The organism is Vescimonas fastidiosa, assembly GCF_018326305.1.
Classification (GTDB): Bacteria; Bacillota; Clostridia; order Oscillospirales; family Oscillospiraceae; genus Vescimonas; species Vescimonas fastidiosa.
This window is the reverse complement of the sequence record NZ_AP023415.1, coordinates 897,751-911,855: the sequence shown is the minus strand read 5'-3', so window position 1 is coordinate 911,855 and position 14,105 is coordinate 897,751. Positions and strand designations below refer to the sequence as shown.

At 60.0% G+C, this 14,105-nt stretch carries 13 protein-coding genes and 1 riboswitch; of the genes, 8 read left to right on the top strand and 5 right to left on the bottom strand.

Annotated elements, in window-relative coordinates; translation table 11 throughout:
* Nucleotides 1-26 precede the first annotated feature (26 nt).
* The 3 genes from KI236_RS04430 to KI236_RS04420 form a co-directional block, all read right to left on the bottom strand.
* Nucleotides 27-860, bottom strand: coding sequence for a putative RNA methyltransferase (locus KI236_RS04430; protein ID WP_212819660.1), 834 nt, complete (start codon nt 858-860; stop codon nt 27-29).
* Entirely contained in the window at nt 857-2,248 is a 1,392-nt protein-coding gene (locus KI236_RS04425) for an MATE family efflux transporter (RefSeq protein ID WP_212819658.1), read from the bottom strand. The genes KI236_RS04430 and KI236_RS04425 overlap by 4 nt, the downstream gene beginning before the upstream one ends.
* 280 nt (nt 2,249-2,528) lie before the next feature.
* Nucleotides 2,529-3,662 carry a cysteine desulfurase family protein gene (locus KI236_RS04420; protein WP_212819656.1) on the bottom strand — a complete coding sequence of 378 codons (1,134 nt, stop codon included), beginning with the start codon at nt 3,660-3,662 and terminating at the stop codon, nt 2,529-2,531.
* A gap of 112 nt (nt 3,663-3,774) precedes the next feature.
* Here KI236_RS04420 and mtaB point away from each other — a divergent pair, with 112 nt between their 5' ends.
* The 5 genes from mtaB to KI236_RS04395 all read left to right on the top strand — a co-directional run bounded on the left by mtaB (nt 3,775) and on the right by KI236_RS04395 (nt 8,187).
* On the top strand, nt 3,775-5,064 hold the full coding sequence (gene mtaB / locus KI236_RS04415; protein ID WP_212819654.1) for a tRNA (N(6)-L-threonylcarbamoyladenosine(37)-C(2))-methylthiotransferase MtaB: 1,290 nt from the start codon (nt 3,775-3,777) through the stop codon (nt 5,062-5,064).
* Nucleotides 5,061-5,633, top strand: coding sequence for a 5'-deoxynucleotidase (gene yfbR, locus KI236_RS04410; RefSeq protein ID WP_228738085.1), 573 nt, complete (start codon nt 5,061-5,063; stop codon nt 5,631-5,633). The genes mtaB and yfbR overlap by 4 nt, the downstream gene beginning before the upstream one ends.
* A gap of 7 nt (nt 5,634-5,640) precedes the next feature.
* A complete protein-coding gene (locus KI236_RS04405) occupies nt 5,641-5,910 on the top strand; it encodes an ACT domain-containing protein (protein WP_212819652.1) in 270 nt (89 codons plus the stop codon).
* A gap of 12 nt (nt 5,911-5,922) precedes the next feature.
* A complete protein-coding gene (locus KI236_RS04400; protein WP_212819650.1) occupies nt 5,923-7,281 on the top strand; it encodes a PFL family protein in 1,359 nt (452 codons plus the stop codon).
* Between the two features lie 90 nt (nt 7,282-7,371).
* Nucleotides 7,372-8,187, top strand: coding sequence for an HAD-IIA family hydrolase (locus KI236_RS04395; RefSeq protein ID WP_228738084.1), 816 nt, complete (start codon nt 7,372-7,374; stop codon nt 8,185-8,187).
* Nucleotides 8,188-8,524: 337 nt separating this feature from the next.
* On the opposite strand, the gene KI236_RS04390 is transcribed toward KI236_RS04395, so the two are convergent.
* Both KI236_RS04390 and KI236_RS04385 read right to left on the bottom strand, forming a co-directional pair.
* Nucleotides 8,525-9,943 (bottom strand): alanine/glycine:cation symporter family protein, encoded by a 1,419-nt coding sequence (locus KI236_RS04390; RefSeq protein WP_212819648.1) that lies wholly within the window; start codon nt 9,941-9,943, stop codon nt 8,525-8,527.
* Between the two features lie 74 nt (nt 9,944-10,017).
* Nucleotides 10,018-10,111, bottom strand: a riboswitch (glycine riboswitch).
* A 192-nt stretch (nt 10,112-10,303) separates the two neighbouring features.
* Entirely contained in the window at nt 10,304-11,188 is an 885-nt protein-coding gene (locus tag KI236_RS04385) for a LysR family transcriptional regulator (protein ID WP_212819646.1), read from the bottom strand.
* Between the two features lie 134 nt (nt 11,189-11,322).
* Here KI236_RS04385 and KI236_RS04380 point away from each other — a divergent pair, with 134 nt between their 5' ends.
* From KI236_RS04380 to KI236_RS04370, 3 genes are all read left to right on the top strand, one after another.
* Complete coding sequence (locus KI236_RS04380) at nt 11,323-11,577, top strand: hypothetical protein (protein ID WP_212819644.1); 255 nt, start codon at nt 11,323-11,325, stop codon at nt 11,575-11,577.
* A 166-nt stretch (nt 11,578-11,743) separates the two neighbouring features.
* Entirely contained in the window at nt 11,744-12,436 is a 693-nt protein-coding gene (sigK, locus tag KI236_RS04375) for an RNA polymerase sporulation sigma factor SigK (RefSeq protein ID WP_212819642.1), read from the top strand.
* Between the two features lie 120 nt (nt 12,437-12,556).
* Complete coding sequence (locus tag KI236_RS04370) at nt 12,557-14,098, top strand: 4Fe-4S dicluster domain-containing protein (protein ID WP_212819640.1); 1,542 nt, start codon at nt 12,557-12,559, stop codon at nt 14,096-14,098.
* The last annotated feature ends 7 nt before the right edge of the window (nt 14,099-14,105 follow it).

Genomic DNA, 14,105 nt, shown 5'->3' with positions numbered 1-14,105 from the left:
TTTCCTGTAAATACAACAAATTTCCCCTATTTATTTCCGCTTTTGCGAAAAACATGGATGTCGAAGCTGATGCGGCAGGTAAGCGTCTCTTGCTGCTCCAGCCGCCGCACCCCCTCCCGGGGGGTGTTCCAGAAATAGGGCGTCATTTGAAACAGGGCCAAAATGTCCTCCTTACAGGGCAGGTGAATGACCTCCTCTACATGCCGCACCTCCACCTCGTCAAAGCCCTCGTAGGGCACCTGCTTTACCTCGTTTATATAAGGCCGGTCATAGAGGATCTCCTTCAGCTCCCACAGATGCTTTTCCGACGGCACCACATACAGAAGCCCGCCGCCCTCTTTCAGAACTCGGTGAAATTCCTCTGCCGCCATGGGTGAAAAGCAGTTGAGGATCAGGTCCGCGCTCCGGGCTGCCATCGGCAGGTGGTACGATGAGGCCACGGCGAATTCCACATCCTTTTCCCGTTTGGCTGCCCGCCGAAGGATGAACTTGGAGATGTCCGTCCCGGCCATGCGCGGAGTTTTTCCGCTCTCCCGCAAAGCCTGGTAAATGCCGCTGGTGTAGTAGCCCTCGCCGCATCCGGCGTCCAGCACCGTGGGCGCATCCCCGGTCCAGTCCACTGCCAGGCGGCACAGCTCCCGGCGCAGCGGCTCGTAGTACCCTTTAGACAGGAATCTCTCCCGGGCCGCCGCCATGCCCTTGTCATCCCCCGGCTCCTTGGAGTGCTTCCGGTTCACCGGCAGCAGGTTGCAGTACCCCTCCTTGGCCCGGTCGAAGCTGTGCCCCGCCGGGCAGATATAGCGCCGCTCCTCTCGCTGCAGAGCCTCCGCACACACCGGGCAGACGAAAAGACTTTTCATAGCATCTCCTTGTTGGCCGTCACATCATGTATCCATTTTCGGCTGCGCACCCGGTAGAGGCACAGGGGGAGCTTGGCGACAGACTCCGTCTGCATGGCCAGGGCAATGGGCCAGATACCGGTTTTCAGCACCAGAGCGCACAGGGCCGTCAGGGGCAGACACACGATCCATTGGGGCCCCAGGTCCAGGGCCGCGCTCCACAGCACATCGCCTCCGGAGCGCAAAACGCCCGTGATACTGGAGATGGTGTAGGCGTGCAGGGGAATGGAGGCGAAGCTGGTCACGGCCAGGGCCGTCGCAATAGCGGCGGACTCGCCGAAGAGCTTAAACAGCGGAAACACCACCGGCATAAACAGCGTGGGCAGCAGCACCAGAGCAATGGCCGCCAGCACCGTGCCGGATACACAGGTAAAGCGCAGCAGGGCCTTGCTCAGGGACATGATATCCTCCTCGCTCTGCCCCTCGCCGATGGCCTTGCCCACCAGCACCGCCGTGGCGGCGCCCAGGCCGAAGCAGAACACCAAAAACAGCCGCCCCAGGTTTCCCATCACGGCGTTGGCCGCCAGCATCTCCACGGAGTTTTCCGTGTAGCCCAGTATCACCGTCAGCATGCTTGTCCCCAGGCCCCAGCCGGCCTCGTTCAGCACCACCGGGGAGGCATATTTCAGAAACCTGCGCAGCATATCCCAGCCCGGCCGGACAAAGGCGGCCCACTGCACACGAATGCGCTTATCCCGCAGGGCGTAGACCGAGCAGATGATGAACTCGCAGATACGCGCACACAGAGTGGCGATGGCCGCACCCTGGATGCCCAGCATGGGAAAGCCCAGCTTGCCGAAAATAAGCAGGTAGTTCAGTCCCGTGTTGATGAGCGTGGACGCGCCGAACAGCTTCATGCCGAAGCTGGGATTCTCGGCGCTGCGCTGGGCGCTGGCATACACCGAGGACAGCATATTGAAGATGTAGGAAATGCCGATGATTTTCAGGTACGGCGCGCCCAGAATGGACAGCTGGTGGTTGTTCGACAGCAGATCCATGATCTGTACCGGCCAAAAAAACAGCACCGCCGCCAGTACAGTCGCCACCGCCGCGCCCACAAAGGCGGCCACGCCGATGGAGCGGCTGATGCTTTTCATGTCCTGCTTTCCCCAGTATTGGCTTACCAGAATCCCCAGTCCGCTCTGAACGCCGAACACAATGGATATAAGCAGAAACACCGGCACATTGGCCGCCGTCACCGCCGCCATCTCAGTGTTGCCAAGCTGACTGACCATAAAGGTATCAATGAGACCTAAAGAAAAGGTAATAAGGTTTTGCAGCACGATAGGCATACTCAGCTTCATCAGCCGCCTATAAAACCCCTGCTCCCGTCGAATCAAAATAGCCATAAACTCTCCTTAGAAAATAGAAAAATATCCGTAGGGGCCGATGATCCTGTTGCGGTGCCCAAAATTTCTGCGCTGCCTTACGGCGGACGCTGGAAATTTTGACCGCGGCCACTCGCTCACTTCGCTGCTTCTGCCACTGGCAGCGCTCAGTTCGCTCCCCACATCGGCCCGCCCGATAACGGTCGCACTTCTTGTCTCCGTGTCATTGCGAGATAGTGACCGATGCCACTGGTGTGGCAATCCGTCTCCCGCACCCTCACAACTTTCAACTTTCCTCTTATCACAGCATTCCGCACCGCTCTGCCTGGTGGGAGCGCAGCGCCTCATACAGCGCCTGGATGTCCTCCGGGCTGGTCTCCGGAGCGAAGCTGATGCGTATTACCCCTGCCGCCGTGCGCTTGGGAAGCCCCAGGGCCGACACCACATGGCTGCTTTTTCCCTTGTGGCAGGCGGACCCGGCGGAGATGCAAATGCCCCGGCTGCCCAGGTCACTGACAATATTGCCGCTGGGATACCCCGGCAGGGACATGGCCAGAATATGCGGCGCCGTGCCGCCGCCCACCGTCACCATCCCGGGAATGGTCAGCAGCTTCTCCCGGCACAGGGCCTTCATGTCCGCCATGTGCCGGAGCTTTTCGTCGTAGTTTTCCATCCGCAGCTCCACCGCCTTGGCAAAGCCCGCGATCTGTGCCGTGGCCTCGGTACCGGACCGCAGTCCCATCTCCTGGCCGCCGCCGGGGAGGAGGGGACGGAAATTCCGTAGCCCGGGGCTGATATATAAGGCTCCGATGCCCTTAGGCCCGCCCAGCTTGTGACCCGATAGGCTCATCAGGTCCACGCCCCAGCCCGCCGGGTCACAGGGAACCTTCAAAAAGCCCTGCACCGCGTCGCAGTGGAGCAGGGCGGCGCTGCCTGCCTCCCGCAGGAGCCTGGCCGTCTCCGCCACCGGGAATACGCACCCGGTCTCGTTGTTCACCAGCATCATGCTCACCAGCACCGTGTCTGCCCGCACCGCATCCAGCACCTGTCGGGCCGAGATCATCCCGGTGCTGTCCGGCTTCAGATAAGTCACCTGATACCCTTCGCTTTCCAGCCACCGGCAGCTCTCCAGCACGGCGCTGTGCTCCACGGCGGTGGTGACAATGTGCTTTCCCCTGTGCCGGCCGTGCCACACGGCGCCCCGAATGGCCCACACATCACTCTCCGTTCCGCAGGAGGTGAAAAACAGCCGCTCCTTAGGGCAGCCCAGGGCCCGGGCGATGGTCTCCCGCCCCTTTTCCGCCACGGCCTTCCCGTCCTGCCCGTAGGGATATTGGGAGGAGGGATTGCCGCTGTGATGGCGCAATGTCTCAGCCATAGCCGCAATGACCTCCTCCGGCACCAGCGTGGTGGCGGCGTTATCCAAGTAATGCACGAAAAAATACCTCATTTCCTCCGCCAGACCCTTGCCAGTCGGCGGATGATAGATTATAATACAACCATATATTATAGTGGATAAATCCGTAAAGTGCAAGGAGAAAAACCCCATGCGAATCGCCATCTACACCCTTGGCTGCAAGGTCAATCAATACGAGACCCAGGCCATGGAGCAGGAGCTGGCGGCTCAGGGCCACGAGCTGGTGGATTTTGAGCAGGCGGCGGACGCCTATATCATCAACACCTGCTCCGTCACCGCCGTCAGCGATAAGAAGTCCCGGCAGATGATCCGCCGGGCCAAAAAGAGAAACCCTGCCGCCATTATAGCCGCCTGCGGCTGTTATGTCCAGACCCATACCGACGAGGCAAAGTCCCTGGGCATCGATCTTATCGGCGGCACCGGGCAGCGCATGGAGTTTCTGCACCAGCTTCTTACAGCCGCAGAGGAGCGCAAGACCCGGGTCCTGGTGGACGATGCCCTCCACCGCCACGACTTTGAAATTCTCCCTGCCGGCGGGCAGCACAGCCGCACCCGCGCCATGCTGAAGGTGGAGGACGGCTGCCGCAATTTCTGCACCTACTGCATCATTCCCTTTGCCCGGGGCCCGGTCCGCTCCCTGCCCTTGGAGGAGGCGGCCCGGCAGACGGAGCAGCTTGCCCGCCAGGGCTATCGGGAGGTGGTGGTCACGGGCATCGAGATCTCCTCCTGGGGCCAGGACCTGCCGGGGGAGGAGAGCCTCATCGACCTTTTGGAGGCGGTGTCCGCCGCTGCCGGGGCTATGCGTGTCCGCCTGGGCAGTCTGGAGCCCCGTACCATTACGGAGGAGTTCTGCCGCCGGGCGTCGGCGCTTAAAAATCTCTGCCCCCATTTCCACCTCTCCCTCCAGTCCGGCTGCGATGCGACCCTGCGCCGCATGAACCGCCGGTACGATACTGCCCGCTTCACCGAATCTGCCTGCCTGCTGCACCGCTTCTTCCCCGACTGCGCCCTGACAACGGATCTGATCGTGGGTTTTCCCGGGGAAACGGAGGAGGAGTTTTCCGCTACCCTGGACTTTATCCGCCGCTGCGGCTTCGCGCAAATTCATGTTTTCCCCTACTCCGTCCGCCCCGGAACCAAGGCGGCGGATATGGAGCAGGTGCCTAAAAATATAAAGGAGGAGCGGACCGCCCGTGCAGGCGAGGTTGCCGCCGCCCTCCACAAAAAATACCTGCTCTCCTGCGTGGGCAAGATAGTTCCCGTGCTGTTTGAGCAGCCCGGTGCGCCGGGCTTTTACACCGGCCACGCCCCCAACTATATGGAGGTCTCCGCCCCGGGTGAAAACCTCCACAACTGCCTGCGCCCGGTGCGCATCACCGCTGTGGAGGGGAGCGTTTTGAAAGGAGAAATTGCGCCGTGAGCCATTTTTTTGCTTATATCAACCGTATGCGCTTCATAAACCGCTGGGCCCTTATGCGCAACAGCTATACCGAGAATATCCAGGAGCACAGCCATCAGGTGGCGGTGCTGGCCCACGCCCTGGCCGTCATCCGAAACCGCTGCTTCGGCGGCTGCGTGGATGAGGGCGCCGTGGCCGTAGCGGCTTTATATCACGATGCCCCGGAGATCCTCACCGGCGACCTGCCCACACCTATTAAATATTACAATCCCCAAATTCGGGATTCCTACAAGCAGGTGGAGCATGTGGCGGAGGACAAGCTGCTCCGTATGCTTCCCCGGGAGCTGCAGGGGGACTATGAGGAGGTCCTGCGCCCCTCCGATGAGCAGGTGCAGGAGCTGGTGAAGGCGGCGGACAAGCTCTCCGCCCATATCAAGTGCCTGGAGGAGCTGAAGGCCGGCAACGGCGAATTTCGGGCGGCGGCGGAGCAGACCCGGGCGGCCCTGGATAAAATGGACCTGCCGGAGCTGCGGTATTTCTGCGAGAATTTCCTGGGCAGCTTTGCCCTGACTTTGGATGAAATGGAGTGACTGAAAAATGAAAGCAATCGTAACGGTAGTGGGAAAAGACCAGGTGGGTATCATCGCCGGCGTCTGCAACCGTCTGGCCCAGTACAATATCAATGTTCTGGACATCAGCCAGACTGTCATGGAGGGGTATTTCACCATGATGATGGTGGTGGATCTGACCCTGTGCGACACGGCCTTTGAGGCGCTGGGCCGCAGCATGAAGGACTATGGTGAGAGCCGGGACCTGTCCATCCGCGTCCAGCGGGAGGATATTTTCAACGCCATGCACAAGCTGTGATGAGGTGTAACTATGCTGAGTCTGAATAATATTTTTGACACCATCAACATGATCGACAAGCAGCACCTGGACATCCGCACCATCACCATGGGCATCTCCCTGCTGGACTGCGTAAGCGAGGACCCCAAGCGCTGCTGCGACAAGATTTACGATAAGATCACCAGATACGCCGAGAACCTGGTGAAAACCGGGGAAGACATCGAGAGCGAGCTCGGCATTCCCATCGTGCATAAGCGCATTTCCGTAACGCCTATGGCCCTGGTAGCAGGTAGCTGCGACACCGAGGATCTGGTGCCCTTTGCCCTGACCATGGACCGGGCGGCCAAGGCCTGTGGCGTGAACTTCATCGGCGGCTTTTCTGCCTTGGTGCAAAAGGGATTTGCCCGGGGCGATGAGCTGCTGCTGCGGGCTATACCCCAGGCCCTGACCGAGACGGATTTCGTCTGCTCCAGCGTGAATGTGGGCTCCACCCGGGCGGGCATCAATATGGACGCCGTGGCCCGCATGGGCCGCATCATCAAAGAGACGGCCCACCTGACAAGAGAGCAGGAGGGCCTGGGCTGCGCCAAGCTGGTGGTGTTCTGCAATGCCGTGGAGGATAACCCCTTCATGGCCGGTGCTTTCCACGGCGTAGGCGAGGCGGACAGTGTCATCAATGTGGGCGTCAGCGGCCCGGGGGTCGTGTACCACGCCCTGCAGAGCGTCAAGGGCGCACCCTTCGATGTGGTAGCGGAGACAGTGAAAAAGACCGCCTTCCAAATCACCCGTATGGGTCAGATGGTGGCCTCCGAGGCCTCCCGCCGCCTGGGGACGCCCTTCGGCATCGTGGACCTGTCCCTGGCTCCTACCCCGGCGGTGGGCGACAGTGTGGCCCGGATCCTGGAGGAAATGGGCCTGGAGACCTGCGGCACCCATGGCACCACGGCGGCCCTGGCGCTACTGAACGATGCAGTGAAAAAGGGCGGCGTTATGGCCTCCTCCCATGTGGGGGGGCTGTCCGGTGCGTTTATCCCCGTGTCCGAGGATGAGGGCATGATCGCCGCAGCCCTCAGCGGAACCTTGACCCTGGACAAGCTGGAGGCTATGACCTGCGTTTGCTCCGTGGGCCTGGATATGATCGCCGTTCCCGGAGAGACCACCGCCGAGACCATCTCAGCCATCATTGCCGATGAGGCGGCGGTGGGCATGGTCAACAGCAAGACCACCGCCGTGCGCATCATCCCCGTGGAGGGTAAGCGAGTAGGCGACATGGTGGAGATGGGCGGCCTCCTGGGCTCGGCCCCGGTGATGCCCGTACACAGTGCCTCCTCTGCCGCCTTCATCGCCCGGGGCGGCCGCATTCCCGCCCCCCTCCAGAGCCTGAAAAACTGACAAACTTAATGTGAATTTAACATTCCCGTGGTGGAATGCCCCTGCTTGCCGTGGTATACTGTACCTGAAAATGAGAAAGGAGTTGGCGCTATGCTTGAGGCATCCTATAAAATGGATTTCAACGAAAAAAAGGGTTTCATCTGTGATATGGACGGTGTGATCTATCACGGCAACCGTATCCTGCCCGGGGTGGCCGAGTTTATCCAGTGGCTCCACGAGGAGGAGAAGGAATATCTCTTCCTCACCAATAACAGCGGCTATACGCCCCGGGAGCTGAATCAGAAGCTGGCCCGCATGGGACTGGATGTGCCGGAGGAGCATTTCTACACCAGCGCCCTGGCCACGGCGGCGTTTCTCAAGGAACAGGCTCCGGGCTGCTCCGTGTTCGCCATCGGTGAGGCGGGCCTGCTCAACGCCCTGTATGACGCGGGGCTGACTATGAACGATGTGAACCCCGACTATGTAGTGGTAGGGGAGGGGCGCACCTACTCCCTGGACACCCTTACCAAGGCCACCAACCTGGTCATGGCCGGGGCCAAGCTCATCGGCGCCAATTCCGATGTGTCCGGCCCCATCGAAAACGGCATTGCCCCCGCCTGCCGGGCGCTTATCGCTCCCATTGAGATGGCCACGGGCAAGCAGGCCTATTTCTGCGGCAAGCCCAATCCCCTGATGATGCGCACGGGCCTGCGGATGCTCCACTGTCATTCCGCCGAGGCGGTGATGGTGGGCGACCGCATGGACACCGATGTCATCTCCGGCCTGGAGAGCGGTATGTCTACGGTGCTGGTCCTCTCCGGGGTCTCCACTCGGGAGACCCTTCAAACCTATGCCTACCGTCCCAGTATCGTCCTTGACGGGGTGGGGGATATTCCCGCCCTGGCAAAAGCGGCAAAAGAAAAATAACCTCCCGGCGGGCCGACCACCATCGACCCGCTCTACCAGCTCCTTGCTGTAATTCCGCAGGGGCGACCCTTGCGGTCGCCCGCAACATAGGAGGTGACGGGGCGTCGGGGACGCCGCCCCCTACGAAATTCTATCGGTAAACGGTGTGTAGGGGTCGGCCTCCTGGACGAGCCGCCCTACCACATTCCTTGCAAAAGATGTCATTGCGAAGCCGGTGCGCACACCGGCTGTGGCAATCCGCATCCCTGCCCCTCCGTTTCCCAAATACACAAAAAGACATCCGGCCCTTGCCGGATGTCTTTCCGTTATAAACTGTAAATTTTTAATTTCCCGAATCTCAAACCTTCAGCTTCTTCGCCTGTCCCTCCTTCAGCATGGTGATCACCATGCCGGTCAGGGCGAACAGGGCCAGGGCGTTGGGCAGGACGATGAGGTTGTTGAACATATCCGTCAGCTCCCACACCAGGTCATTGCCGGTGAGGGTGCCCAAGAAGATAAACACCAGGGCGATGATGGTGTAAACGGTGTTGCAGAGCTTCTTATTCTTGCGGCCAAAGAGATAGTTGGCATTGATGCGCCCAAAGAGGTTCCAGCCCAGCACCGTGGAGAAAGCGAAGAAGAACAGGCATACAGCCACAAACATATTGCCGAAGGTCTCGCCGAACACGGTGCCGAAGGCGGCCTGAGCCAGGTTGGTTTTGTTGAGCACGGTGTTGGCAGCGGCGGCGCCGCATTCGTGGAGAGGGCCGCCGGGGGTGTACAGGGTGGAGATAATGACCAAGGCGTTCAGGGTAAGCACCACAAAGGTGTCAATGAATACACCGGCCATAGCCACCACGCCCTGGTCGTGGGGGTGGGCCACATTGGCCTGGGCATGGGCGTGGGGGGTGGAGCCCATACCGGCCTCGTTGGAGAACAGGCCCCGCTTGGCGCCCTGGCTGATGGCGGTTTTCAGAGCGTAGCCGATGCCGCCGCCGATAATGGCACTGGGATTAAAGGCATACTTAAAGATCATGCCGAAGGTTTCGGGGATATACCGGATGCGGATGACCAGGACCACCAGCGCGCCCAGCAGGAAGATGGCGGCCATAATGGGCACCAGCTTCTCGGTGACGGCGGCCAGACGCTGCACGCCGCCCAGGAAGATGATGGCGCAGATGGCGACCAGCACGATACCCATGACCCAGGCGGGGAGGCCGAAGGCGGTGTTGAAGGTGGAGCCGATGGAGTTGGACTGCACCATGCTGCCCATAAGACCCAGGGCCAGGATGATGGCTACGGCGAAGAAGCCCGCCAGGAACTTGCCGAACCCACCCTTAAATGCGGTGGTGATGTAGTACACCGGGCCGCCGTGGACGGTGCCGTCCTTGTCAACTATGCGGGTCTTTTGGGCCAGGGTGGCCTCCGCGTAGATGGTGGCCATGCCGAAGAAGGCGATGAGCCACATCCAAAAGATGGCCCCGGGGCCGCCGGTGAGGATGGCGCCGGAAGCGCCCACGATGTTTCCGGTACCCACCTGAGCGGCAATGGCGGTGGCCAGAGCCTGGAAGGAGGTCATGCCGCTTTTCTGGGAGCCGCCCTTGAGGCTCAGGCCGCCGAAGGTTTTCCGCATGGCCTCACCGAAGCAGCGCACCTGCACGAAGCGGGTACGGATGGAGTACCACAGTCCCACGCCGATGAGCAGGAACACCAGGATGTAGTTTGACAGGTATTCGTTGATTTTGCTTACAATGGGGTACAATACTTCTTCAATCATTTTTTTCTCTCCTTCAAAAAATAAAGAGCCGCTGCACAGCGACTCCGAAGAAGGCAGAGGACACGGTAAAAACCAAGCCCGTCTCTGTCCTTTTGCCTGAGAGATTCGGCCCAAACGGGCCTTACACCTTCGGCACCCAAGTCAATGGGATTCTCCAGAGTCCCCTCCCCGTTCAGTTTCCTGAGGATTCTTAACGGTTCACAGGGCCATATAAAATGTGGGCATAGTATAGCATGGAAAAAAGAAAAATGCAAGAGGAAATTTGCGATTTTTGAAGGCTTTCGGCATAAAACTTCCCGTAGACCGGCCCGGCTTTGCGGCATTTATCCCGCTTTCCGGAGGGAATCCGCCGGAAAAGCCTTATTCGTCCCCGTTTTCCGCCACCCAGGTGCGCACATAATTCACAAACAGCTTGGTGGACTTGGACAGGGCCTTTTCGTCCTTCACGCCGATGCCGATGGGCCGGTCAAACTGCATAGGCGCCCGGCAGATCTGCACGGGCAGGGGACTGTGCTTCGCCATCAGCCGGGGCAGCAGGCTGATGCCCAGTCCCTCGCTCACCATGGCCAAGATCGTCCGATCCTCCCGGGCGGTGTATTTCACCTGGGGCCGGATGCCCATTTTGTCGAAGGCGGCCATGATCTCGTAGTCCTCGCCCTCCTCCAGCAGAATAAACGGCTCCGCGGCCAGCTCCTCCACCGGGAAGGGGTCCGCCTGGGCCAGGGGGTGGTCGCAGGGCACCACCACCTGCAATTCATCCCGATACAGGGAGTAGGTCTGCAGGTGCTTGGTGGACGGCAGGCGGAAGAAGCCGCAGTCCACCGCCCCGGAGACGATCCAATTTTCGATTTGGTCGTAAAAATCCCCTGTGACCACCTCAAACTCGATGTTGGGGTAGAGCTGGCCAAAGCTCTTGAGGATCCGGGGCAGCCACTGAAAGGAGACGCTGGAAAAGGTAGCCACCTTCACCAGGCCGCTGTCCATGCCCTTGAGGCTTTCAACCGTCTGCATCATACTGTGGTGGGCGGCGCAGAGCTTCTCCACCTGGGGCAGCAGGGCCCGGCCATCCGCCGTAAGCACAACGCCGCCCCGGTTGCGGCTGAGAAGGGTGACGCCCAGCTCCGCCTCCAGAGAGTTGATGGCGTGGCTGATGCCCGACTGGGTGAAATTCATAGCCTCCGCCGCCTTGGAAAAACTGCCACAAGCCGCGGTTTTCAGGAAAATCTGATATTTTGTAATACTCATAAGACTCCCTCCTATCGCTACCATTATACCATACAACTTCTCATACTTTCAAGAACAAACATGCGCTTCACAAATATATTTTTCTGTGCTATGATAAATCCAGCTTAAAGATTAAAGAATGGAGGACAAAAATTATGGCATTGATTTCTAAGATGAATCGCTGCGCATTCTGCGGCAGCAGTGAAGTGGTATATAGCGAGGCTACCGGCCTGTACCATTGCCCCGTGTGCGGCAAGGACAGCGCTGAGCCCATGCCCCAGGCGGACCTGAACGCCGTGAACCGCATCGCCATGCAGGGCGATACCGAGGGCAAGATGGACGATCTGCGCCGCCGCTATCCTCGCCTGGACCTGGCCACCTGGACCAAAGAGGATCGTCTGCAGTTCTGATACGATAAATATTCCAATAACCCCCTCTTTTCCATAAGGAACCCCCTCAGGCGGACCCCGACTGCCACAGACCCGGCAGCCGGGGCCCGCTGCGTTTACCGAAGTGCCCCGTGTATACGGACTTCCCGTTCCTGCATAGGATGGCAGGGAAAGGGGAGATGGACATATGCTGTCTGCGGCACTGCTTTTGCTGGCCAACAGCCTGTTTTTGACCTTGCGCCTTACGGGAAATCCCGGCTCCTTCCCAAAGCCTCTGAGCGCCAAGGAGGAGCAAATGTATTTAGAGCGCAGCCTGGCCGGGGACCTGGAGGCCCGCAACATCCTGGTGGAGCACAACCTGCGCTTGGTTGCCCACATTATAAAAAAGTATTATACCCAGTCTGCCGAGCAGGAGGACCTGATCTCCATCGGCACCATCGGCCTCATAAAGGCTGTGGACACCTTCCGCCCGGAGCGTAAGATACGCCTGGCCACCTACGCCTCCCGTTGCGTTGAAAACGAGGTGCTCATGTACTTTCGCAGCCGCAAAAAGCTGCAGGGGGAGATGTCCCTGTCCGACACCATCGACGGCGATGACGCCGGGAGCGCCCTGTGCCTTATGGATGTGGTGGGCAGCGACGACACCATGCTCTCGGACATGGCCGACCGGGAGGAGCAGCAGCACATCCGCCACCTGGTGGACACCTGCCTCACCGACCGGGAGGCGGAGGTGATCCGCCGCCGCTACGGCCTCACCGGAGACCTCCCCCAGACCCAGCGCCAGGTAGCCGCCGCCTTCTCCATCAGCCGCAGCTATGTCTCCCGCATTGAGAAGCGGGCCCTTTCTAAGCTGGAGGCGGCGCTAAGGGATGATAAATAATTTTTGCGACGATAAAAAATAGCGAAACACCTCTTGCAAGGACAGAGGATGAGATGTTATAATAGCTTGAAAAATCACAGAAGGCTATACTATAGCAAGCAGACAAGGAAAGGAAACACCATGAGAAACATTTACTGTGGGATCGCGGATATGCGCAAGCAGGTCTTTGCCGAGGTGGCAAGGCTGGCCTATGAGGGCGGGGATTATCACCGCGTGGATAAGCTGCCCCATAAGATCCTGCCGGATGAACCGGGCAACGAGAGAGATTCCATCTTTTTGGAGCGGGCCATTGTAGCCGAGCGCATCCGCTTGGCCATGGGCCACAGCCTGCGCTCCGCCTCCCACCAGGAACCCCTGTCCGATGCGGCAGACAAGACCGCCATCCGGGAGCGTTACTATGAGCCGCCCCTTATCAATATCATCAAGTACGCCTGCCATGCCTGCCCCGACACCCATTACGAGGTGAGCAACGCCTGCCAGAGCTGCCTGGCCCGGCACTGCTCCAACGCCTGTCCCAAGGGTGCCATCAGCTTTCTCCATGGCCGGGCGGAGATCGACCAGAATAAGTGCATCAAGTGCGGCAAGTGCAAGGCCGCCTGCTCCTACCAGGCCATCATCCGTTTTGAGCGCCCCTGTCAGGAGGCCTGCGGTATGGACGCCATCGGCAAGGATCAGTATGGCCGGGCGGAGATCAACTATGATAAGTGCGTCAGCTGCGGTATGTGCCTGGTGAACTGCCCCTTTGGCGCCATCGTGGATAAGAGCCAGCTTTTCCAGCTTATCCACGCCATTCGAGGCGGCGACAAGGTCGTCGCCGTCATCGCCCCTGCCTTTTGGGGCCAGTTCGGTGAGAATGTCACCCCCGGTCAGATCGTGGAGGCCATGAAGATCCTGGGCTTCCAGTCCGTGAAGGAGGTGGCCATCGGTGCGGACCTGTGCGCCATCGAGGAGGCGGAGGAGTTCATGGCCTGCGTGCCTGCCAAGCAGCCCTATATGGCAACCTCCTGCTGTCCCGCCTGGTCCGTAATGGCCAAGAAGGAGTTCCCCGGCGCCGCCCCCTATATATCCATGACCATGACCCCCATGGTCCTCACGGCCCGGCTGCAGAAAAAGCGCGACCCGGATTGCAAGGTGGCCTTCATCGGTCCCTGCGCCGCCAAAAAGCTGGAGGCCTGCCGCCGCTCCGTCCGCAGCGATGTGGACTTCGTGCTGACCTTTGAGGAGCTGCGCGGCATGATGGAGGCCAAGGATATCGACTTTACGCAGATTTCCGATGTGCCCGCCAATTATGAGGCCTCTGCCCCCGGCGTAGGCTTTGCCGCCTCCGGCGGTGTTGCCAAGGCCGTGGAGGATGTCATCCACCGCCTGGAGCCGGATAGGGAGGTAAAAACCGTGTACGCCGAGGGTCTGCGGGAGTGCCGTAAGATGCTGCGCATCGCCCGCACCGGCAAATACGACGGCTACCTCCTGGAGGGCATGGCCTGTCCCGGCGGCTGCATTGCCGGCGCAGGCACCATCCAGCCTCCGGAGAAGTCTCGCCGGGTCCTGGAGCAGTATAAGGCCAGCGCCCCCAAGGGTAATCCCCTGGATTCTGACTATAAAGAGGATCTTTACCTGCTCCACGGCGGCGAGGACGACTGGTCCTTCGTGGGCCGGCACTAAGGAGCGC